The sequence below is a fragment of the Holdemania sp. Marseille-P2844 genome (genome assembly GCF_900120005.1).
Classification (GTDB): Bacteria; Bacillota_I; Bacilli_A; order Erysipelotrichales; family Erysipelotrichaceae; genus Holdemania.
In genome coordinates this window covers 288,990-314,009 of record NZ_LT635450.1, presented here as the reverse complement: position 1 = coordinate 314,009, position 25,020 = coordinate 288,990, and the positions used below count along the sequence as shown (strand labels likewise).

General features: G+C 47.5%; 26 protein-coding genes, 1 tRNA gene and 1 pseudogene. 21 read left to right on the top strand and 7 right to left on the bottom strand.

The window, feature by feature from the left end:
* Positions 1 to 136 precede the first annotated feature (136 nt).
* Entirely contained in the window at positions 137 to 1,444 is a 1,308-nt protein-coding gene (locus tag BQ7364_RS06130) for an IS30 family transposase (RefSeq protein ID WP_072683894.1), read from the bottom strand.
* A gap of 314 nt (positions 1,445 to 1,758) precedes the next feature.
* Between BQ7364_RS06130 and BQ7364_RS06125 the strand changes: the two genes are divergently transcribed.
* The 7 genes from BQ7364_RS06125 to BQ7364_RS06090 all read left to right on the top strand — a co-directional run bounded on the left by BQ7364_RS06125 (position 1,759) and on the right by BQ7364_RS06090 (position 7,410).
* A tRNA-Lys gene (locus BQ7364_RS06125) sits at positions 1,759 to 1,834 on the top strand.
* Positions 1,835 to 2,419: 585 nt separating this feature from the next.
* Positions 2,420 to 3,718, top strand: coding sequence for a group II intron reverse transcriptase/maturase (gene ltrA / locus BQ7364_RS06115; RefSeq protein ID WP_072683574.1), 1,299 nt, complete (start codon positions 2,420 to 2,422; stop codon positions 3,716 to 3,718).
* Between the two features lie 271 nt (positions 3,719 to 3,989).
* Entirely contained in the window at positions 3,990 to 4,574 is a 585-nt protein-coding gene (locus BQ7364_RS06110; RefSeq protein ID WP_072683893.1) for a GNAT family N-acetyltransferase, read from the top strand.
* 155 nt (positions 4,575 to 4,729) lie between these two features.
* On the top strand, positions 4,730 to 5,530 hold the full coding sequence (locus BQ7364_RS06105; protein WP_072683892.1) for an HAD-IIB family hydrolase: 801 nt from the start codon (positions 4,730 to 4,732) through the stop codon (positions 5,528 to 5,530).
* An 83-nt stretch (positions 5,531 to 5,613) separates the two neighbouring features.
* A complete protein-coding gene (locus BQ7364_RS06100; protein WP_072683891.1) occupies positions 5,614 to 6,276 on the top strand; it encodes an MmcQ/YjbR family DNA-binding protein in 663 nt (220 codons plus the stop codon).
* Positions 6,277 to 6,398: 122 nt separating this feature from the next.
* Positions 6,399 to 6,971 (top strand): GrpB family protein, encoded by a 573-nt coding sequence (locus tag BQ7364_RS06095; protein WP_072683890.1) that lies wholly within the window; start codon positions 6,399 to 6,401, stop codon positions 6,969 to 6,971.
* Between the two features lie 25 nt (positions 6,972 to 6,996).
* On the top strand, positions 6,997 to 7,410 hold the full coding sequence (locus BQ7364_RS06090) for a hypothetical protein (protein ID WP_072683889.1): 414 nt from the start codon (positions 6,997 to 6,999) through the stop codon (positions 7,408 to 7,410).
* Positions 7,411 to 7,697: 287 nt separating this feature from the next.
* On the opposite strand, the gene BQ7364_RS06085 is transcribed toward BQ7364_RS06090, so the two are convergent.
* Positions 7,698 to 8,468, bottom strand: coding sequence for an AIM24 family protein (locus BQ7364_RS06085; protein ID WP_072683888.1), 771 nt, complete (start codon positions 8,466 to 8,468; stop codon positions 7,698 to 7,700).
* 221 nt (positions 8,469 to 8,689) lie between these two features.
* Here BQ7364_RS06085 and BQ7364_RS06080 point away from each other — a divergent pair, with 221 nt between their 5' ends.
* A complete protein-coding gene (locus tag BQ7364_RS06080) occupies positions 8,690 to 9,511 on the top strand; it encodes an HAD family hydrolase (protein WP_072683887.1) in 822 nt (273 codons plus the stop codon).
* Between the two features lie 453 nt (positions 9,512 to 9,964).
* Here BQ7364_RS06080 and BQ7364_RS06075 read toward each other — a convergent pair whose 3' ends face one another.
* Both BQ7364_RS06075 and BQ7364_RS06070 read right to left on the bottom strand, forming a co-directional pair.
* Positions 9,965 to 10,291 carry a dATP/dGTP pyrophosphohydrolase domain-containing protein gene (locus tag BQ7364_RS06075; RefSeq protein ID WP_072683886.1) on the bottom strand — a complete coding sequence of 109 codons (327 nt, stop codon included), beginning with the start codon at positions 10,289 to 10,291 and terminating at the stop codon, positions 9,965 to 9,967.
* A gap of 89 nt (positions 10,292 to 10,380) precedes the next feature.
* Positions 10,381 to 11,007 (bottom strand): hypothetical protein, encoded by a 627-nt coding sequence (locus tag BQ7364_RS06070; protein ID WP_072683885.1) that lies wholly within the window; start codon positions 11,005 to 11,007, stop codon positions 10,381 to 10,383.
* A gap of 255 nt (positions 11,008 to 11,262) precedes the next feature.
* On the opposite strand from BQ7364_RS06070, the gene BQ7364_RS06065 reads away from it, so the two are divergent.
* Both BQ7364_RS06065 and BQ7364_RS06060 read left to right on the top strand, forming a co-directional pair.
* Positions 11,263 to 11,868, top strand: a complete 606-nt coding sequence (locus tag BQ7364_RS06065) for a uracil-DNA glycosylase family protein (protein ID WP_072683884.1) — start codon at positions 11,263 to 11,265, stop codon at positions 11,866 to 11,868.
* A gap of 161 nt (positions 11,869 to 12,029) precedes the next feature.
* The gene (locus BQ7364_RS06060; protein ID WP_072683883.1) at positions 12,030 to 12,377 is read left to right on the top strand and encodes a hypothetical protein; all 348 of its coding nucleotides are present in this window, start codon (positions 12,030 to 12,032) and stop codon (positions 12,375 to 12,377) included.
* Positions 12,378 to 12,426: 49 nt separating this feature from the next.
* On the opposite strand, the gene BQ7364_RS06055 is transcribed toward BQ7364_RS06060, so the two are convergent.
* Positions 12,427 to 12,768 carry a hypothetical protein gene (locus tag BQ7364_RS06055; protein WP_139248577.1) on the bottom strand — a complete coding sequence of 114 codons (342 nt, stop codon included), beginning with the start codon at positions 12,766 to 12,768 and terminating at the stop codon, positions 12,427 to 12,429.
* Positions 12,769 to 12,849: 81 nt separating this feature from the next.
* Here BQ7364_RS06055 and BQ7364_RS06050 point away from each other — a divergent pair, with 81 nt between their 5' ends.
* The gene (locus BQ7364_RS06050) at positions 12,850 to 13,503 is read left to right on the top strand and encodes an HD domain-containing protein (RefSeq protein WP_072683881.1); all 654 of its coding nucleotides are present in this window, start codon (positions 12,850 to 12,852) and stop codon (positions 13,501 to 13,503) included.
* Positions 13,485 to 13,790 (top strand): hypothetical protein, encoded by a 306-nt coding sequence (locus BQ7364_RS06045; protein ID WP_072683880.1) that lies wholly within the window; start codon positions 13,485 to 13,487, stop codon positions 13,788 to 13,790. Before BQ7364_RS06050 ends, BQ7364_RS06045 begins: the two co-directional genes overlap by 19 nt.
* On the opposite strand, the gene BQ7364_RS06040 is transcribed toward BQ7364_RS06045, so the two are convergent.
* Both BQ7364_RS06040 and rpoN read right to left on the bottom strand, forming a co-directional pair.
* The gene (locus BQ7364_RS06040) at positions 13,781 to 14,806 is read right to left on the bottom strand and encodes a GGDEF domain-containing protein (RefSeq protein ID WP_159432759.1); all 1,026 of its coding nucleotides are present in this window, start codon (positions 14,804 to 14,806) and stop codon (positions 13,781 to 13,783) included. The two genes, BQ7364_RS06045 and BQ7364_RS06040, sit on opposite strands and share 10 nt — an antisense overlap.
* 216 nt (positions 14,807 to 15,022) lie before the next feature.
* Positions 15,023 to 16,297, bottom strand: a complete 1,275-nt coding sequence (gene rpoN / locus BQ7364_RS06035) for an RNA polymerase factor sigma-54 (protein ID WP_072683878.1) — start codon at positions 16,295 to 16,297, stop codon at positions 15,023 to 15,025.
* 165 nt (positions 16,298 to 16,462) lie between these two features.
* Between rpoN and BQ7364_RS17730 the strand changes: the two genes are divergently transcribed.
* The 9 genes and pseudogenes from BQ7364_RS17730 to BQ7364_RS05995 all read left to right on the top strand — a co-directional run bounded on the left by BQ7364_RS17730 (position 16,463) and on the right by BQ7364_RS05995 (position 25,002).
* The gene (locus tag BQ7364_RS17730) at positions 16,463 to 16,879 is read left to right on the top strand and encodes a hypothetical protein (RefSeq protein ID WP_139248576.1); all 417 of its coding nucleotides are present in this window, start codon (positions 16,463 to 16,465) and stop codon (positions 16,877 to 16,879) included.
* Positions 16,880 to 16,891: 12 nt separating this feature from the next.
* Positions 16,892 to 17,299 (top strand): annotated as a pseudogene (locus BQ7364_RS18505) (sigma 54-interacting transcriptional regulator); the annotation flags it as partial.
* A gap of 291 nt (positions 17,300 to 17,590) precedes the next feature.
* Positions 17,591 to 19,255: a PRD domain-containing protein gene (locus BQ7364_RS18500; RefSeq protein ID WP_369802547.1), complete on the top strand. Its 1,665-nt coding sequence runs from the start codon at positions 17,591 to 17,593 to the stop codon at positions 19,253 to 19,255.
* A 605-nt stretch (positions 19,256 to 19,860) separates the two neighbouring features.
* Positions 19,861 to 21,159, top strand: coding sequence for a group II intron reverse transcriptase/maturase (gene ltrA / locus BQ7364_RS06020; protein WP_072683877.1), 1,299 nt, complete (start codon positions 19,861 to 19,863; stop codon positions 21,157 to 21,159).
* A gap of 172 nt (positions 21,160 to 21,331) precedes the next feature.
* Complete coding sequence (locus BQ7364_RS06015; RefSeq protein ID WP_072683876.1) at positions 21,332 to 21,766, top strand: PTS sugar transporter subunit IIA; 435 nt, start codon at positions 21,332 to 21,334, stop codon at positions 21,764 to 21,766.
* A complete protein-coding gene (locus BQ7364_RS06010) occupies positions 21,760 to 22,206 on the top strand; it encodes a PTS sugar transporter subunit IIB (protein ID WP_072683875.1) in 447 nt (148 codons plus the stop codon). The genes BQ7364_RS06015 and BQ7364_RS06010 overlap by 7 nt, the downstream gene beginning before the upstream one ends.
* 14 nt (positions 22,207 to 22,220) lie before the next feature.
* Positions 22,221 to 22,997, top strand: coding sequence for a PTS mannose/fructose/sorbose/N-acetylgalactosamine transporter subunit IIC (locus BQ7364_RS06005; RefSeq protein ID WP_083538461.1), 777 nt, complete (start codon positions 22,221 to 22,223; stop codon positions 22,995 to 22,997).
* The gene (locus BQ7364_RS06000) at positions 22,990 to 23,811 is read left to right on the top strand and encodes a PTS system mannose/fructose/sorbose family transporter subunit IID (protein ID WP_072683873.1); all 822 of its coding nucleotides are present in this window, start codon (positions 22,990 to 22,992) and stop codon (positions 23,809 to 23,811) included. Before BQ7364_RS06005 ends, BQ7364_RS06000 begins: the two co-directional genes overlap by 8 nt.
* Positions 23,812 to 23,925: 114 nt before the next feature.
* Positions 23,926 to 25,002 (top strand): SIS domain-containing protein, encoded by a 1,077-nt coding sequence (locus BQ7364_RS05995; RefSeq protein WP_195396199.1) that lies wholly within the window; start codon positions 23,926 to 23,928, stop codon positions 25,000 to 25,002.
* Positions 25,003 to 25,020: the final 18 nt, after the last annotated feature.

Below are 25,020 nucleotides of genomic sequence, written 5' to 3'. Positions count from 1 at the left end.
AAATATCCGTAGAAACCAGATAAAAAAGGGTACAAGAAAAGATATTTAGCGAAATGCAATTTATTTCGTTGAGTAAATGCAGGTGCTAAATTCGTTCTTAGGCTGGCTTGTCAATGGATCTCCCTGTGTCTATTCTTTATTTGTTGAACAAACCCCGGAGGGAAAGGCAAACGCTTTCAGGAGCGATGGAAACAAGCCCTAATTTATCGAGCGTTTCGTTCCCGAAGAGAAGACTGAATAACTCAAGAGGCGAGTGATCATTCAGTCTTTTTCTTTTATAAGAATTGATATGGCTTGAAATGAGGTTCAATTCATCTTGTGTTAACTGATCGAAAGATGATCCTTTAGGATAGAATCTGCGCAACATTTCATGGTTATTCTCGCAAGTCCCTTTTTGATAGGAAGCAGCGGGATCACAGTAGAATAAACGAGACCTGGATTGATGGAAGGCATCGTTTTCAATCGCCGTCGGATTGGAAAATTCGGAGCCATTATCCGTCAGGATGACTTCAAATATTTTCTTGAATAACTCAGGACCGAATCGTTGTTCATAAAGTTGATCCATCTGTTGAATTGTAGCTTGAGAGGTATGGTGGTCGGCCAGGAAGAATAATTGAAGATTGCAGGACTTGAAGAGAAACGTGAGAATCACCTTACCGCCTTTAATCCCTTCAACAGTATCCATCTCTACAACGGAGACATCCGGATGAGCTTGAACGAAGTCCAGGTAGTCTGCATAAGTTCGGTGAATCCGACATTGACTATCGACCTTATGTTCTTTCCGCCCTGATTTTCTAGGTTTTAAGCGGCACTTTCGAGGCAAATCTAAATTTTTGATACCGGGAAGCAGGTTGGCGTCAATGAGATTATAAATGGTTTTCTCATGACAAGGGAGAATATCAGCTTTAACCAGACAAGCATGATGTACGGATTGTTTATTCTCTTTAATAAGCGGAGTAAGCTCCCGCTGAATCAAAGCCAATTCAGCTTCGGTTAAATTAAATCCAGAACGGGTTTCAACGAGCCTCTGCCGATATTCCTGGTGGGCTTCTGCTGCCTTATAATCACGTTGTTCCAGGGAGCAGCGCTGACGCTGCCGACAGCCATTACAAACATAAGGAGGATGAGAGAGAGAAGGACAGCACTCTTTTTCATAATCATGACAAACCCGGAAACAATGACCACAAAAACGACAATTCCCCTTTTGAAAATGGCACTGAGGCTGACAGACAAATTTTAGCCGGCATTCAAAGCGATGGAGGCAATCGTTCATCATGCGAGACTGAGGGTAAGAAGAACGATCGCGAATCAGCAGATGATTTCGAATTTCACGGGAGAGAGTGGTAGGACTCTTGGAAATCAAACGAGCAATCGTGTTGAAAGAAGAACCCTGATTCAACTCGGATTGAATCGTAATCCGATCTTGCAAAGTTAAGTGGCTCATAATGAGGACTCCTATCTGGACAGGGAGATACAAGATGACTATAACTCATTTGCACGAGTAAATGCAGTCCGCGTCTTTGCAAAAGTAAATGCAATTTCTTTTTGCTTTAAGGCTGCGTTTACTTTTTCAATTCACTTGTGCATAAAAATTTGTAAAAAAAGAAAAAAGACTTGCATTTCTTAGAGTGCTGGAATATAATATCAAAGCACGGCAAGAGAAAGCGCCTGAAAATTGGGAAGCTTTCAACAAAACATTGCATTCCGCCGTCAGGTGTGATAAGATGATTTTGCTAAAATCTTGCTGTTGATATATATGTCTTCTTAGCTCAGTTGGTAGAGCAACTGACTCTTAATCAGTGGGTCTAGGGTTCGAGTCCCTAAGAGGACACCATTTGCTTACGAACAGGCCGAATACTTAAGGTATCCGGCCTTTTTTCGTGTGCCGGGCATGGCATACATCTAGTTGGTGAAAATCCAACCACGGGTATTTACCGCCAAGTGTAGTGAACCACAAGTCGTTAGCAGTGATGTTAAGGGTGAAGGAAGTGGTGTAGCAAAATCTTCGAGGTTACGAACAGAAACCTGATGAGGCTAAATGGTGGATAAGGTTGCGAAACAAACCAAAGTCCAAAAGGTAAACGTAAAACCAAGACAGTAAATCAGGAACTTGTGAAGATAGGAAAGAGATGTATGTCTTACCCCGGGAGGTCTTGTGAACGATGAAGTCCAATAAACTTTAAAATCAGGGATGGTAGCATCGGTCGAAAAAGGTTTATCACAAGAAGTCAGCTGAGGTCATATTAGTTATCCAGCCTAGATAACGAAGGACTTAATGTATGTATAGTGTGAATCACTATGAGAAAATGTTCAAGCAATCCGAAAATGAGGATACTCTGAAACAATGAATCGTAATCATTGATGAGGAAAGTAGTGGGGATGGTCTTGGATAAATCTACGAGTAGAGGAGGAACAGCGAATGAGATTGATAGAAAAGATGCTAAGTAAAAGAAATATGGAACTGGCGATAAAGAAAGTCAAGAGTAACAAAGGCGCACCGGGTGTTGATAACATGATGGTGGAAGAAATTGACAAATATTTTGAAATACATGGAGAGGAAATTATAACCGCAATCATGAATATGAAATATAAACCAAAGCCAGTAAGGAGAGTCTATATACCAAAAGCAGATGGAAAGCAAAGACCGCTAGGTATACCGACAGTAACAGATAGAGTAATACAACAAGCATTAGCGCAGATACTGAGCGAAATATATGAACCACATTTCAGTGAAAACAGTTATGGGTTTCGCCCCAATAGAAGTGCACATAATGCGATGGAACAAGTATTAGAATATCTAAACGAAGGATACGAATGGGTTATTGACATAGATATAGAAAAATATTTCGATACAGTACATCATGACAAGTTAATCTCAATACTTAGAGAACATGTGAATGAAAGAGAAATACTGCATCTGATACGTTCGTTCTTAAAAGCAGGAGTTATGGAAGATGGACTAGTAAGTCCAAATGAAGCAGGAGTACCACAAGGAGGACCACTCAGTCCAGTACTATCAAATATATATTTAGATAAGCTTGATAAAGAACTTGAAGAGAGAGGGCTGCGCTTTGTGAGGTACGCTGATGATGGTAACATCTTCGTAAAGAGCGAAATGGCAGCAGAAAGAGTAATGAAATCAATCACATGGTGGCTAGAAAGAAAACTATTCTTAAAAGTGAGTGCGACAAAGACCAAAATCGTAAGACCGACGAAAAGTAATTTTCTAGGTTTTACGTTCTGGAAAGGAAGTATGGGATGGAAGTGTAGGCCAAGCGATAACAGGAAAGCGAAGTTATGCATGAAAATCAAAGAAATACTAAAACGGAAACACGCAGTAGCAAGACCATTAGCAGAGACATTTAAAAGAATAAACCAAATTATACGAGGATGGATAAACTATTTCCGTATCGGAAGTATGAAACAATTCTTGGATAAATTCGGACAATGGTTAAGACACAAAATAAGAGTGGTTATTATTAAGCAATGGAAGATACCGAAACGGATTTATATAAATCTGCAAAGACTGAATAAACTGCAAAATTTTTCCTTTACAGAGGAAGACATATTTAAAGTAGCAAATTCAAGACTAGGATGGTATCGAAGATGTGGAATGAATGTGGTAAACTACATCTTAAATCCCAGAATACTAGCCATAAAGAAAAAGGAAAGACAAGGCTTAGTCAATCCTTTAGAGTACTATCTAAGTTATTCGTGACAGCAATACATATGTAGCGCCGTATACGAGATCCGTACGTACGGTGCAATGGGAGGGGCGAAATTTATTTTCCCTCTACCCTATTATTGAATCAGACATGGATAAATCAGTCAGTAATAGTTAAAGCTGACTGAAAAGTTCAAAGAATACGGACAGGGAAGACTTTGATTATGATGAAAATCACGGGCTGCGGAAAGAATGATTTTTCATAGACATAATCATTGCGTATAATTAAGACAAAAGACTTAATATGAGAGAAGGGGAGGAAGGAATGAACACACCGGAATTGGAGACAGAACGTCTGCGGTTAAGGAAATTCACAGAACAGGATATTTCCGCAATCTATGCCATTTTCAGCGACAAAGAAGTCAATACATACCTGCCGTGGTATCCGCTGACCAGCGTTGCTGAAGCGAAGACTTTTTACGAGGAGAACTTTGTTTCGGTTTATGCAAAGCCGCAGGGCTATGCTTATGCGATTTGTCTGAAAAGCGACGGAATTCCGATTGGTTATATCCATGTAAGCACGGGCGAGAGCCATGATCTGGGATATGGTTTACGCCGCGAATTCTGGCATCGCGGAATTGCCGCAGAAGCAGCCCGGGCGGTGATTCATCAGGTGCAAGAAGACGGTTTTCCCTACGTCACGGCCACGCATGACGTAAATAATCCGCGCAGCGGCCATGTCATGCAGGCAGTTGGGATGCGTTATCAATATTCTTATGAAGAAATGTGGCAGCCAAAGAACTTTCTGGTTACATTCAGAATGTATCAGCTCAATTTAGATGGAAACGATGGCCGGGTATACCGTAAATATTGGGACAGCTATGACAACCACTTTGTTGAAACTTTGTAATACTTCCGTTATTTATTCAATCTTCGTAAACAGGAATTGACGGGAATGAAGGAATATAGTATATTCTAATTAGAACATGTCTATATAGATACAATTCGGAAAGGAAGGGCCCGAGGGGAAAGCAGCCATTCATCTCGTTGGACCCCAGGTAAAAGATGAAACTGTTAATCTCAGATTTAGACGGAACGTTGTACCCACGAAAAGAATCTCCCAATCCCAACCAGCTTCAAGACAACCTGAATGCGGTCAGACGCTGGGTGGAACATGGCAATAAATTTGCGGTTGCGACAGCCCGGGGGCTGCATCATTATCCGGTCATTGCGGAGAAATTGGGCTTTGATTTTAATTTTATCGGCGGCAATGGCGCGGCGGTACGGCTGGAAACCGGCGAGACGATAATCAAGCAGCTGCCCTGCAGCGTGTACCTTGATCTGTGCCGCTATGTCCTTGAGAATGATCTGAATATCAGTGTTGCGACCGGCTATCATGACTGCTGGCTGTGGTCCGGCAACGACCGTTACCCGCGCGGAGTTCCGGCCTATGATTCCCTGTGGGATTCGATTGTGGTCGCGAAGCTGGATGAAATCAACCCAGAGGACGGCGTCGAACGAATTCAGATCTTTGTACCGCCGCATCAGCGCGACGCGTTCAAAGAGACGCTGAGCCGGCGGAATTATCCGGGGATCATAACGACCAGCGACTGCGATATGATCGACATCGGTCCGCTGAACAGTTCAAAAGGCATCTCCATCATGGAACTATGCGCAAAGTTTGGAGTGGACCGCGATCAGTTGATCGTCGTCGGCGATTCTGAAAACGATATTCCGATGTTTCAAACGACCCGGCACAGCTATTGCATCGACATGGCCGAGCCGCAGGTCATAGCCAGCGCAGCGCACAGCGCCGCTTCGGTTCAGGCGGTTATTGAACAATGGCTGGATAGAGAATCGGCGTGAGGATATGCTGATTATCCCTGTTTTGGAGTTGTAGAAAACATCGCATGCGGGTTGAGGACAAGACCGCTGAGAGGAGAAAAAACATGAGGGAATGGGAGGCCCTGTTTCATTTCAAAAAACCGGATCCGGCGCGGCTGCTTGCCTTCGGGTTCCGCGAGTCCGGTAATCAGTTTTTATGGGAAACGCCGATCAACGAAGGTCAGTTCCTGCTTCGCGTCGTTGTGGATAAGGGGCAGCCTGACTATTCATTGACAGATCCGGCTACCGGAGAAGAATATACGCTGATTAAATCTGAAGCCGCGCAGGGTCATTTCGTAACGGTGCTGCGCGAATTGTGCCGGCAGGAACTTGCCCGTATTGCCGCCGCCTGCTTTATCACCGACACGTTTCAGGCGGAACAAGCCCGGCGGATCGTCGGCTATCTCCGCGAACGTTATGATGTGCAGCCGGAATACCTTTGGGAAGCTTCGCCCCATTCCGCAGCTTTGCGCCATAAGAAAACCTTGAAATGGTTTGGCGTGCTGATGACGATTGAAAGCCGCAAGCTGGATCCGCAGCGCGAGGGATGGATCGAAATTCTTGTCGTAAAAGCACAGCCGGCTATGATTGCGGAAGAAGTCGGTAAGCCAGGCCAGTACCGGGCTTTTCACATGAATAAAAAGCACTGGATCACACTGACGCTGGACGGTGTCCTGACAGACGCCGCGATCCAGAACTGGATTGATAAGAGTTTTGCGATGACATAAGAAAGCGAAAGCGTGAGCGTGTAGCCGGAGGCGGGATCTTCGCCGCGAATCCGGGATCACTCAGGCTTAGACGTTTCAGCTGCTTCATCCTGGCCTTCACTGCCCGCAAAGGAGGACTGTTTATGACAAAGGCTTTATCTGAAATGTCGTTAGAAGAATTGTGGCATCTCTTTCCAATCGAATTGGTCCCGCCCCGTCAGGAATGGCCGCAATTCTATGCAGAGGAATCTTCATTCCTGAAAAGTCAGCTGCCTGAAAATCAGCTGATCCGCATGGAACATATCGGCAGTACGGCCATAGGAACAATTTGGGCGAAACCGATTGTGGATATTCTGGTGGAAACGACGGAAGAGGCGAATTGGGAAGACATGCAAGCACGGCTTCTCGATGCGGGATATTTATGCATGAGTCAGTCGGAGTTGCGAATGTCCTTCAATAAAGGCTATACGCCGCAGGGCTTTGCGGAGCGTGTCTTTCATCTCCATCTGCGCCGGCCGGGCGATCATGACGAGCTGTTTTTCCGGGATTACCTGATTGATCATCCAAAAGCCGCTTTGGCATATCAACAGCTGAAGCTGTGGCTGGCAAAATTGTATCGCTTTGATCGTGACGGCTACACCGCGGCTAAAACGGAAATGATTCGGGAGTATACGCAGAAAGGAAAAGCGGAAAAATACCGCGAGAATGATTTTTGAGTTCATTAAGAACAGGAGAATAGAAATGATAAGAAATCCAGAACAGACGATTGGAAAACTGGCGGATCATGTCAGCGATGTCGTTTGCAGCTTCATCGACGATCAGGGATATCCTGAAACCTGGACGCTGCCGCAAGCCTGCCGGCGTGAGGGAATTTGCGGCTTCTGGTTTGAAGTGGAAGCGGCGGCGTTTTCTTTTCCGGGAATTGATCAACGGCCAGCCAGCCTTTACTTTATGGATCAGCGGTTTTACCGCGGCGTTTGTTTGAAGGGGTGGCTGACAATCATCGGCGTTCAGGAAGACCCGTTGCCAAAAAGGACGGAAGCATCCCGGGAAAAGCGGGAACCCGAGGAATCAGGGAAGATCAGAATTCTATTTACCGCCAAAAGCGGAAGGTATTACAGCCATTTCCAATCGTCCGACTTCATCGTTCAGTAAAGTCTGAAATCGGGAAGTAAGACGGAAAATGCTGGCGCAGGGTTCAGGACTGCGGCGTGCCGATCTTCGAAGCGCCTTTCATTGAAAGTGAAGAAATATCGGGATTTCCTGTCGATCATGTTTTTCTTCGTTGTAAAAAAGGGTCAGGCTCCCCGATGTCAGACAGCGGAAATCTTGTGGAAGGAATAATGCAAGATCTTTGGCCCGCGAAGAAAAAAAGATCCGAAAGATTTCGGATCATAGAGGACGGAAGCACCGATATTCCGTCTTTTTTTGCGTAAAGGATCTTATCGCGGCAGCGTTGCGACCGGCGCTAACAAAACCTTCCCTGTGCCGCGATACACGTTGACCAGTCCTTCGCCGGAAGCGGCAGAACCGATCAGGGACTTGCTGGAACGCTCCACGGTAAATTGCAGCGAATTGCTCCAGGCGATCGCAAAGTTGCCGTCAACCTTCAGCACGTCGTCTTTCAATGTGATTTCCACCAGTTCTTCTTTCGGGCAATCGGATTCAATGCAGAAGACGCCGGACCCGTTCAAGCTCAAATTAAACAAACCTTCGCCGCCCGCTACCGCGGAGGAGAAATTCGAGCGCATGACTGCTTTGTGCTGCAATCGGGAGTCGCAGGCTAAGAATAAACCATCGTCAAGAACGACGGAGCCGTTCCAATCTGCGGCATCCATCAAGATTAAATGTTTGTAAGTCGGCTCCAGCACCAAGGTGCCGCTGCCGGTGTATTCCGGCTTGATCGCCGATTCGCCGGTTGCCTTGCCGCGGATCGCTTTGCCTAACAGATCGCCGACTCCTTTGACGCCGGTCGTTGCCTTCACATCGCCGACCATCCACTGCATCGCGCCGGCCTGGACGGTGATATCGGCCTGCGCCAGATCGCAAAGTACCTGCCGTTTGCGAACATTCATCTCATTGCAATAATAAGCGGTCATGGCAGAGCCGGGCGTAACGCTGAGATCGCGCAGATATTCGATGACGGTAAATGGGCCGAGCTGATCAAGCGTCCGGACGTCGTCGTTATCCTGAAAATTCTTTATCTGATACATGGGATTCCTCTTCTTTCTTTTTTCAATTATACCATGCGCGAAGTGGAGCCAGGCCGGACTTTTGTTAATTTCAGGTTAAGTTTTAGGGTTTCTGGTTTGGGATCCAGAAGAGGCTGACATGGAAATTTTTGTGTGAATTAACGAATTTACGAATCAATGTCCGCATTCCCTGTTTTTTGATTTATAATGAATAGGACTGTGAAATCAGAGAGGACTAGAAAATGGCGATCAAAGCAATCATGTGCGACGTGGATGGAACGTTGCTGAACAGCCAGGGAGTCGTTTCTCCCTATACCATCGAACAAATTAAAAAAATAAAAGCGCAGGGCGTTCTGTTTGGTCTGGCGACGGGCCGGGATGTGCATAGTGTTAAAAATCAACTGGAGCGTTGGGGCATTAACGGACTCGTCGATGCGATTGTCGGTACGGGCGGCGCGGAAATCGCTGACTTTCTGTTGAATGTGGAAAAAAGCAGTTTTCCTTTGGACGGTGACGTTATCCGTCAGGTCATCCAACATTATCAGGATCTGGATGTGAACTTTGCGATTCCCTGGCAGGGGGAATTGTTTGCGCCCAAGGATGACCGGTTCATCCAGCGGCTTTCCCGGGTAGATCATATTCCCTACCATGTGGTCGATTATGATGAATTTCTGAATCAACCCCGGCCGAAGGTCATGATTGTCTGTGATCCGGAAATGATGGAAACGGTCGTTGCCCGCAGTCATACGTTTACCGTTCCGAAAACCAAATCGGCCGGCCTGATCACGGCCAGCGTTTTGTTCGAATACATGGATCCGCGGGTATCGAAAACGCAGGGCTTGAAAGAAGTCATGGCGCTGCATGGTTTCACCATGGAGGAGCTTTGCACCTTCGGCGATGCGGATAACGATTACGACATGACGATCCATGCCGGAATGGGCGTGGTCATGGCCAACGGCAGCGAGAAAACAAAAAGTGCCGCGGATTTTATCACGGCGGATCACGATCACGACGGCGTCGGGAAGTTTATCGCCCAGCATCTGTTGGCAGAAAAAAATAGCTAAACGCAAAAACAACGGGATTCAAATCCCGTTTATTTTTTTATTGCTTTAATAGACGGAAATCTTCTTGTAAGTCTGCATAAAAGTTTATGATACCATGAGAAGATGGCTTAAAATCATGGTTTTCCGCATAGTTCCATTTATTACTTTATATCTCCGATTAAGTCAGTTTTGTAAAGTTGAGCACCATTTTAGCACCACAAAATAAGGCAAGAAATAAAAACACAGGACGGTATTATCATGCCCACGAAGGCGATTCAGGATACCCTTGTTCATGCCGCTATGCTATGCATTAGAGGTTCATCAGGTCTTGCCAATACAGCTTTTACAATGGATAGAGTGTGGGGGTTATACCTCAAAGGTCCATTAACCTTCGTCACATTTCTAAAAATCATTTGTTTCCGTCTATGAAAGAAAGAGAGATTTTTGCTTGTTGGAAATATCCCAAACTGGAATTCACCAGCGTTTCATATTTTTTTCAAATTTGGTCGTATATGCCTCTTTGAGTTCTTCATCACTGATTCCATAACAAAGAAGGACATCGTTGTAATACATAAGAACATCCGCCATTTCCTCAATCAGATGTCTTCGTAACGCATGATCTTCAAGTGCCTTGACGTCTCCATTTTTCTTAATAATATCTACGACCTCGCCTATTTCGCCGATCATCCACAACAATTTGTGTTTTCCCGCTTCAGGGCCAATCGTTTCCCACTTATCTTTATATTTTTCCTGCAATGTCTGCTGCATGAAGAGCATATCCTTAATGCTGAAATCGCTCATAAATTGCCTCCACAAATTTTGCTTTGTCGTTTTGTACGTTTCTATTATAGCACCTACATATAGGGTTTTCTATTTGCGATTTTCAAGGATCACTTTGAAGGCAGCTGCCGTGAATTCTCTGATTCCTGAAAAATCAGAGTCAAGGCCCAGACCTCGTCCTGATCGGAAAAGTGATCCGGTTTGAAAAATTGTTCCAGATTTACTGCGCCCTTATTTTCATGGGTGGAAATCTGTTGAACCAGTATGGGGAATTCCCGGCCTTTCGTCCATGACGTTTCTTCACTCAGAACCGCCGTTGATAAGACCGCTTGTTCCGGCATTGAAAAATCGGGATTTTCCACGCGCAGTTCGTCTTTCACACAGACATTATCGCATTGCATAATCAACGTATAGCCCTTCGGCAGTCCGTCGGTATATACGGCGATGCGGCCGCGGAGGCCGGATAAGCTTTGATCGCCGGTCCATTGGGCTTCCCATTGTCCCTGATTCAGCGTATAGACCGTATAATGCAGCGATTGAACGGAGCTGTCCGTTGTAAACTGGAAAATCAGGGGATCTGACGAATAGCCAAATTGTTTGGCAATCGCGGCGTCTTCCTGATTGAAAGCAGCGGCTTTCAGGCTGAGTTCTGATTTTGAACCGGCGGTCTGTTGGCAGCTGCTCAGCAGACTGAGCAGAAGTCCGGCAAGACAAATTATTCTCGTACTTGGTTTCATCCTTTTTTCCTCCTTTTATAACGCTTCAGCAAAATGGCTGATCTCTTGGATCGAAACTATATGAACTCGGTTTTTTCGCCCTTTGGATGAATCGGATCATTGAATCGTTGCGTCGTTTTGCTTCTGACTGAATTAAAGCATTTTCCTTACGCTTTTGCAATGAGATTCCAATGGTCAACAGCCTGAAGGAACACCGGATGAATTCCCTAAAAGCGTGGTATAATGAAACAAAGCACGAGGATTGAGGAACAAGAAATGAACAATGAAGAGCGAAGGGAACAATTTGAACGGTTGAAAGTTCAGCTTCAGAACTGCCGGGAATGCCGGCAACAGATCAAGGATGAACCGCGCCCGGTATTTCAGGGAAATCTCGATTCCAAAATATTTCAGATCAGTCAGGCACCGTCCCGGCGCGTAATGGAAACCGGACTGCCGTTTAATGACGCCAGCGGCAAAAAGCTGAAACAGGAGTGGTATCAGATTACGGATGCGGAATTTTATGATCCCGCGCTGTTTTATATTGCTTCGATCGCCCGGTGTTATCCCGGTAAAGCCAAAGGCAGCGGCGATCTTCGACCGCCGAAGCAATGTGCCGAGCTGTATCTGCGGCGGGAACTGGAACTGGTGCAGCCGCAGCGCATCATTTTGATCGGCAGCTATGCCGCACAGTGGTTGTATCCTGAACTCGCGCTGGAAGAATTAATCTTCCATACACAGAGCTTCCGGGGGATTCCTGTTTTTACGCTGCCCCACCCTTCTCCATTAAACCGCAAATGGCTGAAGGATCATCCTGACTTTGAGCAGCGGCGGATGCCGGAAATCCGCGCTCAAATTCACGCCGTGATTCGTAAAAGAGGTTGATGACAATGATTTCCCGCTTGATGAAAGTCTGTCCCATTCTGATCGCAGTAATTTTGAGCGTCAGTATTCTCCTGCATCTTGCAGAAAAACGCTGCGTGTTTAAATCGGAAGTACCTTGAGATCCGGAATTTTCGATCGAACTGCCAGCGGGCTGGAGCTGTGTGTGCGATGCGAATATCCACACCCCGCTGATCAGTGAAATTCCACCGAATTATGGCCTGACACTCAGCGATCCTTCCGGTCAGAATGCGCTCAGGGTGATTTATCAATATGGCGTACCCGCATGGACTTTCCCACTGATGGATTCTGAAGATCAGCTCGTTGTCTCAAGGCAGGGTGACCGCGGCCGGCTGGCGGTGCTGAAGGAAGGCAGAAGCGTCAGACTGCAGTTGTTGTTCTTTGAAGGTCAAGCCCGGTATTATACCGTAACAGGATCGTTTGACCGGGACTTTTACGATCAGAACGAAGCACTGATCCGCCGGGTGGTCACTTCCGTTTCTCTGCGCTGAGCTTGACAGCGGTCTGGCATGGGTACAAATCTGCGGATTGGGGTTGGTTTCAATCTATCTGGAGCTCCATTTCAATCGAACAAGTGACAAACAGCGAGAAGAAATCCGACAGGCCAGCCGTGCCGCGGTCGATTCTGGCATTATGCGATAACGCTTTGTTAAAGTCAGCGGCGGGGAAATTCAGACTGTCAGCGGATATCAGATCTTTGATCCAGCCCCTCAGAAACAGAGATAGCGAAAAAAGAATCCCCCCCCCCCGCAAAGCAAGCGTTTGCCGCAGAAGCGTGTTTTCGGCGTCTTCCAAGAAAAGAGAATCCGATTTTTCTACTTCAAATTCAGATTGTGACGAAGCCGACGACGGCATCGTTTGAGTTTTCCATCTTGTAATCATCCCAAGCCTGATTGATGAACAAACGGAGTACAATGGAACCTGACAGACAAACCGGGCGGCTTGAGCCCGAAAAGGAGAAACATGAATAGCACACAAATTGAAAACTGCCGGAAATTCTATGCCATCGCGCAATCCAAATTGGCCGGCGACACCAGCGGACACAGTCTCGATCATATTCTGCGCGTGGTCAACAACGCGGTCTTGATCACCCGCAGCGAAGCGCCCTGCGATCTCTATCTGATCGTCGCCGCAGCGCTGCTTCACGACGTCATCGACGATAAGCTGACGGCGGATCCTCAAAAGGAACATCAGCTTTTGGAAGACCGTCTGGCGGAAATTGATCCGTCGATTCAAAGACCGGTATTCACGATACTTGATCATTTGTCTTTTTCCAAGAATCTGAGCGAAAAGCAGATCTTATCCAAAGAAGGGCAAATCGTCCAGGATGCGGACCGGCTGGATGCGATCGGCGCGATTGGAATTGCCCGGACCTTCTATTATGGCGGCCATGTCGGCAATCCGATGTACGACCCTAAACTGCCGCCGCGCACTCAGATGGACGCTGCCGCTTACCGCAGCGAGCGGAGCACGGTGATCAACCATTTCTATGAAAAACTGCTGCTTCTGGAATCAATGATGAACACGGAAACAGGCCGGCGTCTGGCTCGAAAACGCACGGCGTTTATGGAACAGTACCTCCAGGAATTCTTTGACGAATGGAACAGTCAGGCATAAGCCGCAGTTTGGTAAAGAAACAGATAAACACAGGGCAAAGAGAGGAAAAGGTCGGAACGGTTTCCGGCCTTGATTCTGGTAATTACGCTTCGATTGGAAAAGCAAAATTCATTTCAGGCTGGCGGAAGGACAAGAAAGGCGAAGGGGCAAAAGCCGAGAATCAGCCAATCTTAAAGCCCATGCTGAAAAACAAAAAAAGCACGGTGAAGAAACGAAAGAACATGCACGTTGAAGAAACGAAAGAAAAGACAAGACCCCAGCTCGCTGAAGCCTTGTCTTATTGTTGATGGGACGCCGCTTTATCTTGATACATCGCGTTGTCTGCCCGCCGATAGATGTCCTCGACAGAATGATCGCCGATCTCATAAACAGCCCAGCCGACCGATAAGCCGGTCTCTACGGGCCAGTCGGGCCGGCGTTTTTTATATAGCGCCCGCAGCTGCGTGCAGAGATCGCTCAAGTCTTTTCGTCCGGAGGTGTCCAAAATCAAAGCCGCGAACTCATCTCCTCCAGTCCGATACAGCACCGCCTGGGGTTTGAGACACTCCTGCAGGATTGCAGCGGCTTTCTGGATATACAAATCCCCCTGAATATGCCCCAGCTCATCGTTAACCTGTTTTAAATGATCCAGATCCGCCACAAGAATACCCATTTTTTTAAACTGATGAGAAGCGTTGAGATTGCCGATATCCACTTCAAAAGCATTGCGGTTGCGCATTTGCGTCAGCTGATCCGTTATCGCCAGATCTTTATAATGTGGATTGGAAATGCGGCGGAAAACAAAGAAGGCGATCACTGTGGTCAGGCCGCAGGCAAAGATTAACGTGAGGGGAATAAAGTTTCGCAGCTGATGATAAATTTCAGCCTGTCTCCCGGCGTCAAATTCGACGCCGACCACACCGATGACCGCATCATCCTGATAGACGGGCGAATAGGCGATGAATATTTTCCCCCAGTCCGTCGCCTTGATGGTATTCGGCAGGATCTCCGTGCCGGCCAGCGCTGTCCGCAGATCCTGTTGAATCTCCGGTTCAATCAGATCGCCGGGATAGCGGAAATCCTCGCTTTCCGGCTCCAGACCATCTAATAAGTAGATCAGGGTATCGTTTTCCGTAACGGTCGCCGTGTATAAATAACGCACTCCCGTCGCGCTGCGGATATCGCGCAGCAGCTGGGCGGTCTGTTGGTAAAGCGGAGAGGTCATATCGCCCCGGTCATGAATTTCCGTGAAGGTGAGCGGATCCAGCGACGTGTTGGCAAAGCTGACGATGGCATGAACCCGCTCTTTTAATTCTGAAATCATTCCGGCATACGTATACGTGTAACATAAAATAAAAACGACGGAAGAAGACAAAAAAACAACAGCTGCCGTAAGCAGGGAAACCTGAAGATCGACGCGTCTTTTCCATCGCTGCATAAACTCACCTTCAATATGTAAGTTTATTATAACAGAGAACTGAAGACAGGTTGTTAATAATTTTAACAAGATGAGAAAAGAAGGGGAAACTTCGGCTGGTTTTCAGATTTTTCCTGAATGTTTGCGGTTTAACGCGGTCTGCGCCCATTGGCGGCGGACTCGGGAATCGGGAATGTGCAGTTTTTCCCGGTATTTGACGACTGTTCGCCGGCTGATCGGGCAGCCCAGCGTTTTCAGCCGGTCGCTCAGCTGTTGATCGCTCAGCGGCGTGTCGGGCGTTTCTTCGTCAATTAAGTGTTTCAGCTGCCGCAGCACCTGATCCTGGCTTAATTCGTCCTGAATCTTGGCGGAGAAAAAGATGGAGAACGGGTAAAGCTGACCGTTAAATTCCAGACCTTTGCCAGCCAGCGAGCGGGAAACCGTTGAAGGATGCAGCCCCAGCTGACTGGCGATCTGATGGCGGGTCAGGGGCATTAAAGGCCGTCCCTCCATAAAGAATCCTTTCTGGTTCAGACAGATTGCTTCAGTGATCGCCGCCAATGTCTGGTTGCGTTTTTGAATTGCCAGAAGCAGGTTTTTGGCAGCTGTCGTTTTTTGTTTCAAATATTCCTGAACCGATGGATCGTCGATCGGCAGCGGATTGAAAATCAGCTCGCTGAAGCTGTGAGTCAAAGTGATTTTAAACTGTCCGTCTTCGATTTCCACCGCCACCTCGCAAGCCAGCGAAGCGGCCGCGGCGCCCTGACTGCGGCCGGGTTTGGGATCACAGCTGCGGATTGCGGCAATCGCTTCGTTTAGCTGATCCGCCGTGCAATGCAGCGTCTTGCATAAGGCCGCCGTACTGCCCCGGGCCAGTGCTTCCAACTGCCCGGTCAGCCGCCGGGCCAGTTCATTTTCCGGATGCAATTCCATAAGCTGAAGCAGCAGGCATTCGCGCAGATCCTGAGCGAACACCCCGGTGGGCTTCAAGGTTTTCAATAAAGACAAAATCCGGTTCAGCCTTGGTTCGCCGATCTTCAACAAACCGCACAGCTCATCTGTCTTTTCGCGCAGATAACCGTCCTCGTCCAGCAAGCCGATCAACGTTTCGGCGATTGCCTGATCCGCCGGTTCCAACAAAACTGCCGCCTGGTGCCGCAGCTGTTGTTTCAGGGAAACCTCGGCCGCGACAAACTGCCCGGCTTTCTCATAGAGATCGCCGCTCTTAACCGGCCGTTGATCACTCCATTCCAGCAGCGGATTGCTCAGCATCTGCTCGTCCAGGTAGGCCGCCAGCGCGTCGGAGCTCATGTGCAGGATGTTCAAAGATTCCAGCATCGCCGGTTTCAACCGGTGCTGAGGCTGGATCTTCGGCGTTAAGGCAAACGTACTTTTCATGCGGTCTCCCTCCTTTTTTCTTATTGTAGCACAACCGGGACTTGGTGACAGCGCTCTCAAAATTAATTCGCGTTTGATTGACAAAGTCGAATTCCGAACCTATTCTTAAATTGTAATCTTTTTTCAACGAATTATTCCAAGGGGAGAACAGAAGGAGGGGTAATTATGGAAAGTCCGGCAAAGAAAAAAATTCTGGACGCGCTGGCGGAAGCAACCCGCTGTTTCGCCTGGAACGATCTGTCCGGCTTAAGCGCTCAGGGGCTGGCGGAGCGTTTCAGCGTGAGCCGCAATCTTGTTTCGCAATATCTTAACGAAGCCCATGGCGAGGGGACGGTTATTAAAATCAACACGCGTCCGGTCTACTTTTTAAGCAAAGCCGCGCTGTGCGAGCGGACGAAGGCGGAAGATCTGGAACCGGCCTACGATTCGGTGGAGGAGCTTATGCGGGATGTAACGGCGCGGAAGGAAAAGATCGTGTCTTTCCGCAAGCTGGTCGGGCATCAGGAAAGTCTGAAGCAATGCGTCGAGCAATGCAAGGCGGCGATCACCTATCCCGGCATCGGCCTGCCGATTCTCCTGTAGGGACAGACCGGCACAGGCAAAAGCTATATCGCGCAGCTGACCTACGAATACAGCGTGGAAAAAGGAATTCTGGACAAGAAGGGCAGCTTCGTCACCGTCAACTGCGCCGAATACGCTAACAATCCGGAGCTGTTCCTGACGAATTTGTTCGGCTATAAGAAAGGCTCTTACACCGGTGCGGAAAAGGACAAGGCCGGGTTACTGGCGCTGGCCGACGGGGGCGTGCTGTTTCTCGATGAGATTCATGCCTTGAAACCGGAATGTCAGGAGAAGATCTTTCTGTTTATGGACAAAGGGATCTATCACATGGTCGGCGATAACGAAACGTGGTATTCCGCAAAGGTGCGGCTGATCTTCGCAACGACGGAGGACCCGCAGAAGGTGCTGCTGAAAACACTGCTGCGGCGGATTCCGATTCTCGTTCAGGTGCCTTCGCTCGTCGACCGCTCCCTGCAGGAAAAGCGCGAGCTGGTGCATGAGATCGTGACTCAGGAAAGCGGGAAGATCGCCCGGCAGGTCGTGTTCAGTGAACTGGCCTACCAGACGCTGGTCAATCATGCCTATCCCGGCAACGTCGGAGAATTGGTCAATACGATCCGCGCCAGCGTCGCCAAAGCTTATCTGCGCGATCCGGCTGCCGATCCGGTTGAGCTGCATCTGTACGATCTGCCCAGCTTCCTGCTTCAAAGCGGAACCGCCAACGGCGAGCTGATGGAATATGACGACGGCAAGATGATCGACACCCGCCAGATGATGAAGCAGAAGTATTTTGAAACAATGCTTTATACCTTCAATAAGGGGCTGATCGAACAATACCGGAACAATCTGCCGATGCCGGAGTTTATTGAAAAAGCCTATATCCTGCTGGAAGGCTACACGGATTATTTATTCTTCAACAATCCCGCGGGCAAGACGCCCAAGGACGATCTGACGGCCAGCCTGGTTGAGAATATCTATCAGATCACGGCGCAGAAATACAATCTGGAAAAGCTGAGCAATTCCGAGGTCGTGACGATGTCGCGCTTCATTCTCGATTTTGCCAGCCACAATGTTTCCTGCCTGCCGCTGGACAAGAAATACCACAGGGAAATTCAGGATTGTATCGCGGCGATTCAGCGCCTGTTTCCGATCAATGCCACGGCGATCCGCAACGTCGCCCGGCTGATTCAGGACAGTCTGAACATCAAGCTGGAAGGGATCGGATATCTTGATCTGTTGATCTACATGATGTATTTTAACCGCGAGATGGAAACCTCGCAGATTCCGGTGCTGATCATCGCGCACGGTTTCAACATTGCCAGCAGTATCGCCGAGGTCGCCAACCAGCTGCTTCGCCGCAAGATCTTCGACGCCATCGACATGCCGATCGAATGCGGCGTGGACGTGATCATCCGCAAGGTGTCCGACTATCTGAAACACCTGGAAGGGTGCAAGGAAGTGCTGTTGATGGTGGATATGGGATCGCTGGAGGAAATCTACAAGTACACGGAGAATTTAAAGAATGTCGATATCGGCATCATTAACAACGTCACGACCAAGCTGGCGCTGGATATCGGATGTATGATCATGGAGGGGGAAGGAATTGAAACGATTCTGGAGGAAGCGGCCAACCGCAACCAGCACCGTTACCTGATCGTGCGCAACCGCCAGAAGGCCAACGCCATCCTGTCAATCTGCCAGAGCGGCTTCGGCACGGCGGAGAAGATCAAGAAGCTGCTGGAAAAGAGTCTGCCATCAGGGCAGAACATCCCGGTGCTTTCCTACGAATATGACAGTATCGAGACGATGGGCTCTCAGGCTCCGGTGTTTGACAAATACAACATTCTGTTCGTTGTCGGCACGATGGATCCGAAGATCAAGGGCGTGGAATTTATCTCGCTGGAAGAGCTGATCGAACAGAAGAACATCGAGAAGATCTCCGAGCTGCTTAACGAATTCATGAGCCCGGACGAGATCCAGCAGTTTAACGACAACCTGCTGCGCAACTTCCCGATGGAAAATCTGTTGAACTATCTGACCATTCTCAACCCGGAAATCATTCTCGGCAACGTCGAAACGATCATCCGGTCGATTGAAGCGCAGCTGGGTCTGCGGATTACGAGCAACGTCAAGGTCGGTCTGTACCTGCATATCAGCTGTCTGATCGAACGGCTGATCATCAACAAGACCGTCGCCCCATACGACAAATTGGACGAGCTGCAGCGGGAGCATCAGGACTTCATCGACGTCATCCGCAAGAGCTTCGCCGAGGTGGAACGGATTTACAATGTGTCGATTCCGCTGTCGGAAATTGGCTATTTGTATGAATACATTGCGCTGGGCAGTGTCGAGAAAGAGGAAAATAGTGTCGAAGATGAAACGGGTTACTTTGAATAAAAGCATGAATCACACTGTACAAAAGCTGAAATTTCAGAAAGAATTCCGGAATTTCAGCTTTTTTTCGTGTGCCGGGCATGGCATACATCTAGTTGGTGAAAATCCAACCACGGGTATTTACCGCCAAGTGTAGTGAACCACAAGTCGTTAGCAGTGATGTTAAGGGTGAAGGAAGTGGTGTAGCAAAATCTTCGAGGTTACGAACAGAAACCTGATGAGGCTAAATGGTGGATAAGGTTGCGAAACAAACCAAAGTCCAAAAGGTAAACGTAAAACCAAGACAGTAAATCAGGAACTTGTGAAGATAGGAAAGAGATGTATGTCTTACCCCGGGAGGTCTTGTGAACGATGAAGTCCAATAAACTTTAAAATCAGGGATGGTAGCATCGGTCGAAAAAGGTTTATCACAAGAAGTCAGCTGAGGTCATATTAGTTATCCAGCCTAGATAACGAAGGACTTAATGTATGTATAGTGTGAATCACTATGAGAAAATGTTCAAGCAATCCGAAAATGAGGATACTCTGAAACAATGAATCGTAATCATTGATGAGGAAAGTAGTGGGGATGGTCTTGGATAAATCTACGAGTAGAGGAGGAACAGCGAATGAGATTGATAGAAAAGATGCTAAGTAAAAGAAATATGGAACTGGCGATAAAGAAAGTCAAGAGTAACAAAGGCGCACCGGGTGTTGATAACATGATGGTGGAAGAAATTGACAAATATTTTGAAATACATGGAGAGGAAATTATAACCGCAATCATGAATATGAAATATAAACCAAAGCCAGTAAGGAGAGTCTATATACCAAAAGCAGATGGAAAGCAAAGACCGCTAGGTATACCGACAGTAACAGATAGAGTAATACAACAAGCATTAGCGCAGATACTGAGCGAAATATATGAACCACATTTCAGTGAAAACAGTTATGGGTTTCGCCCCAATAGAAGTGCACATAATGCGATGGAACAAGTATTAGAATATCTAAACGAAGGATACGAATGGGTTATTGACATAGATATAGAAAAATATTTCGATACAGTACATCATGACAAGTTAATCTCAATACTTAGAGAACATGTGAATGAAAGAGAAATACTGCATCTGATACGTTCGTTCTTAAAAGCAGGAGTTATGGAAGATGGACTAGTAAGTCCAAATGAAGCAGGAGTACCACAAGGAGGACCACTCAGTCCAGTACTATCAAATATATATTTAGATAAGCTTGATAAAGAACTTGAAGAGAGAGGGCTGCGCTTTGTGAGGTACGCTGATGATGGTAACATCTTCGTAAAGAGCGAAATGGCAGCAGAAAGAGTAATGAAATCAATCACATGGTGGCTAGAAAGAAAACTATTCTTAAAAGTGAGTGCGACAAAGACCAAAATCGTAAGACCGACGAAAAGTAATTTTCTAGGTTTTACGTTCTGGAAAGGAAGTATGGGATGGAAGTGTAGGCCAAGCGATAACAGGAAAGCGAAGTTATGCATGAAAATCAAAGAAATACTAAAACGGAAACACGCAGTAGCAAGACCATTAGCAGAGACATTTAAAAGAATAAACCAAATTATACGAGGATGGATAAACTATTTCCGTATCGGAAGTATGAAACAATTCTTGGATAAATTCGGACAATGGTTAAGACACAAAATAAGAGTGGTTATTATTAAGCAATGGAAGATACCGAAACGGATTTATATAAATCTGCAAAGACTGAATAAACTGCAAAATTTTTCCTTTACAGAGGAAGACATATTTAAAGTAGCAAATTCAAGACTAGGATGGTATCGAAGATGTGGAATGAATGTGGTAAACTACATCTTAAATCCCAGAATACTAGCCATAAAGGAAAAGGAAAGACAAGGCTTAGTCAATCCTTTAGAGTACTATCTAAGTTATTCGTGACAGCAATACATATGTAGCGCCGTATACGAGATCCGTACGTACGGTGCAATGGGAGGGGCGAAATTTATTTTCCCTCTACCCTATTTCCAAAAAATAGAAATTACGCAAAAAAACTCGAATTGGCATACTAATTGCTTATATTTGAGCGTAAGTAGAGAAGGGAGGACAGCCCGTGAGAAAGATAATTCTGGCTTCTCATGGATCCATGGCCGAAGGGGTGCTCAGCGCCGCCAAAATGATCATGGGTGATTGCGAAGAAATTCAGGCTCTGGGATTGGATCGTTACGAATCCCCGGCCGAGATCGCCCGCCGGATCGAACGGCAGGTCGCAGCCGAGCCGGATTGCGACTTCATGATCTTCTGCGATATTCATGGCGGCAGCGTGCATAATCAGCTGACGGAACTGTGCCGGTATCCGAATGTGTATCTGGTCGGCGGCATGACGTTGTCGATGATCCTGGAATGCCATCTGAACGTTCAGGACATTTCCACGATGGAATTGTTGGAAAACGCCGTGCAGTCGGCCAAGGACACGATCACCGTGTTGTCGCACAAGCAGGCGGTGGAACAAATTGAAAAGGGAATGGAGGATGATGTTTTATGGTAGAGCTGTGCAGAGTGGATGACCGGATGCTTCACGGACAGGTCGCGCCGGATGCGATTCTCATCGCCAACGACGAGGCGGCGACTAACGAGATGAGCAAGCTGGCGTTCAAGATGGCCAAACCGGCCGGCGTGAAGCTGGCGATCAAAACGGTGAAGGATGCAGCGGTGCTGCTGAATGATCCGCGCACGAAGAAAACCCGGATTTTCCTGATTGTCAGAACGGTTCAGGATGCGTTGGAACTGGTAAAGGCAACAGGAGGGCAGATAAAAAGTGTCAACATCGGAGGAGTCAAGAAAAAGGAGGGTAGCAGACAGGTGGCGGCCAACGTCCATATGAACGATGACGATTTAACGACACTGAGAGAGTTAAATTCTCTGGTTTATGTTGAATTGCGAATGGTTCCCAGTGAATCAAAAACAGATGTCAGTAAATTAATTTAGAGGAGGAAACAATTATGACACAAGCTTTGTTAGTAGGATTGGCAGTCATTTTCTGCGACTTCGTAGAAACATGGTTCTCCTATCCTATGACAACCAGACCGTTGATTGTAGGTACAGTCATCGGTATCGTATTAGGGGATATTACAACGGGTATCGTAGTTGGCGCCAGCCTGGAATTAGTGTTCATGGGCGTTATGGCGATCGGCGGCACAGTTCCGCCGGATGCCGTAGCAGGGACCGCCGTCGGTACGGCTTACGCGATTATTTTAGGTCAGGGTGTGGAAACCGCTTTTGCGTTGGCAATTCCGGCTTCGATGCTTTGCCAGATGATGTTCGTTCCATTTACAGCGTTGCGTTCACTGTGGAGCCCGGCAATAGACAAATGGGTGGAAAAAGGCGATTATAAGACATTAGAAAGAATTATGCCGCTTGTTTCGTTAACCACATTCATTCCGCGTGGCATCGTCTGTGCATGTGCGATCGCTTTGGGATCGACCGCTGTCGAAGGATTCATCGCTGTGCTGCCAACTGTTTTATTAGATGGTATGGGCGTCGCGGCAGGCATGCTGGGTGCAGTCGGATTTGCATTATTGTTAAAGATGATGTGGACCAAAAAGCTGGCAGTTTATTTCTTCGTCGGTTTTATTCTCTCGTCCTATCTGGGTTTGCCGTTAATGGCAGTCGCCATTTTAGGTATTCTGTACGTTATTATTCTCTTTGTTGAACAAAATCACAACGGTAAGTCAGCCAGTGCCGCCGCGGATGAAGAGGAGGAATTATTCAATGATTAAGGAAAAATTCAATTTAACAGAAGAAGAAAATAAAATGTGTCGGCAGATCGCGATGCGGTCCTGCACGATGAGCGCTCCATACTGCTGGGAAAAAATGCAGGCGCTGGCGTTCTTATACACGATGATCCCGGTTATCAACAAATATTATCCGGAAAAAGAAGACCGGATTGAAGGTTACAAACGGCATTGGGAACTGTTCAACACGACCCCAAGCGTTTCCGGCTTTATCACTGGTTTAGCTGCTTCGATGGAAAAACAGGGGGCGGAAGATCCAAACTTTGATAAATCCTCGATCTCTGCGGTTAAGTCTTCCCTGATGGGACCGTTCGCGGGCATTGGCGATTCCATTTTCCAGAGTACATTGCGTGTTATTGCAATGGGCATTGGCTTAAGCTTTGCGGTCAACGGCAGTATTTTAGGACCGATTATCTTCTTGTTGGTTTATAACATTCCTGCGACGTTTGTTCGTTATATCGGCCCGTTCGTAGGCTACAGCTTAGGCGCGAAATTCATGAGCGACGCTGCGGAAAACGGCATCATGGGTACGATTACGAAAGCTGCCAGCACTGTCGGTCTGATGACGGTTGGCGCGATGACGGCGACGATGGTTTCCTGCAACATCGGTTTCGTCTTTGAAATGAATGGAGCGGAACAGTCGATCCAGGCGATGCTGGACACAATTTTCCCGAATCTGCTTCCGCTGTTACTGACCTTGTTCTGCTTTAAATTATTGAAGAATAAAGTCAACCCGACAGTTTTGATCTTCGGTTTGATGATCTTCGCAATTCTGGGTACCTGGATTGGTATTTTCTAAGCGAAGTCTGTAAAACAACCGGATTTCAAGCTACAATGAAAGAAAGAAGAATAACGATCAGGCAGGGAGTCCTCTGCCTGATCGGATTCTATTCCATTTGAAGGAGGAAAAGAAATGGTGACATTACTGGATTGCATCTATCGTGTACCGTCGGTGATTGAAGGGATCGTCGCACGCCGGGAAGAAACATTTGCGCCGCTGTTGGACGCAGTAAAGGATCGGCTGGGCGAGCTGAACGAAATCATGTTTATCGGTTCCGGCACAAGCAACACCTGTTCGCTGACATCGTACCGTTTTGTTGAAAAAGCAAGCAAGCTGTCAACGTGCACGATGATTCCCAACGAATTCCTGGCAAAAACGGTTTATAACCCGAAGGCGTTGTATGTCTTCGTTTCCCAGTCCGGCACCTCGACGCTGACGCAGCAGGCATTGAAAAAAGTCAAAGCGCTGGGCTGTCTGACGGCGGCGATTACGGAAGCGCCGACGACTCCGCTGGCAAAAGAAGCGGATGTGCATATCGACATGGGCTGCGGCTACGAAGAATACGGCATGCGCACGATTGGTTACTGCGCGAGCATCCTGACGGAAATGTTGATGGGCGTGGCTCTGGGACAGGCGCGCGGCGTTGTCAGCGAGACGGAAGCGGCGGCCTATATGGAAGACGCGCTGGCGGTGACGAAGGACCACAAGGAAATCTGCGACCGGACACTGGCCTGGTTTGATCACAACAAGGAAGCGTTGATGGACGTCGATGCCTTTGTTCTGTATGGCCCGGGCAGTCTGTATGGCGTTGCGATGGAAGGCGCGCTGAAAATTCTCGAGATTGCCAAGCGCTTCATGTGCGTCGGTTATGAAATGGACGACGGTCTGCATGGACCGACGATGGGCTTCACGAAACGGCATGCGGTCATTGTGTTGAACGACGGCGGCAAGGATAACCATCTGGCAATGGGCATTGCGAAATACATGAAAAACGATGTCGGCCACGCGTATGTGATCGGCGCCAATCCGATCGACGCGGACGATTTGGGCTTCACGCCGGCCTCGAAGGACTTCGCATGTCTGGAATACGCGCCGGTTGTGGAGATCCTCGCTTACCGGCTGGCTGTGGATTACGGCATTGAATTGAAGGACATTAAAACGCAGGATCCGCTCCCGGAGATGAAATACTTCAATACGCACGATGAATAAGCAGAGGAAGAAGCACGG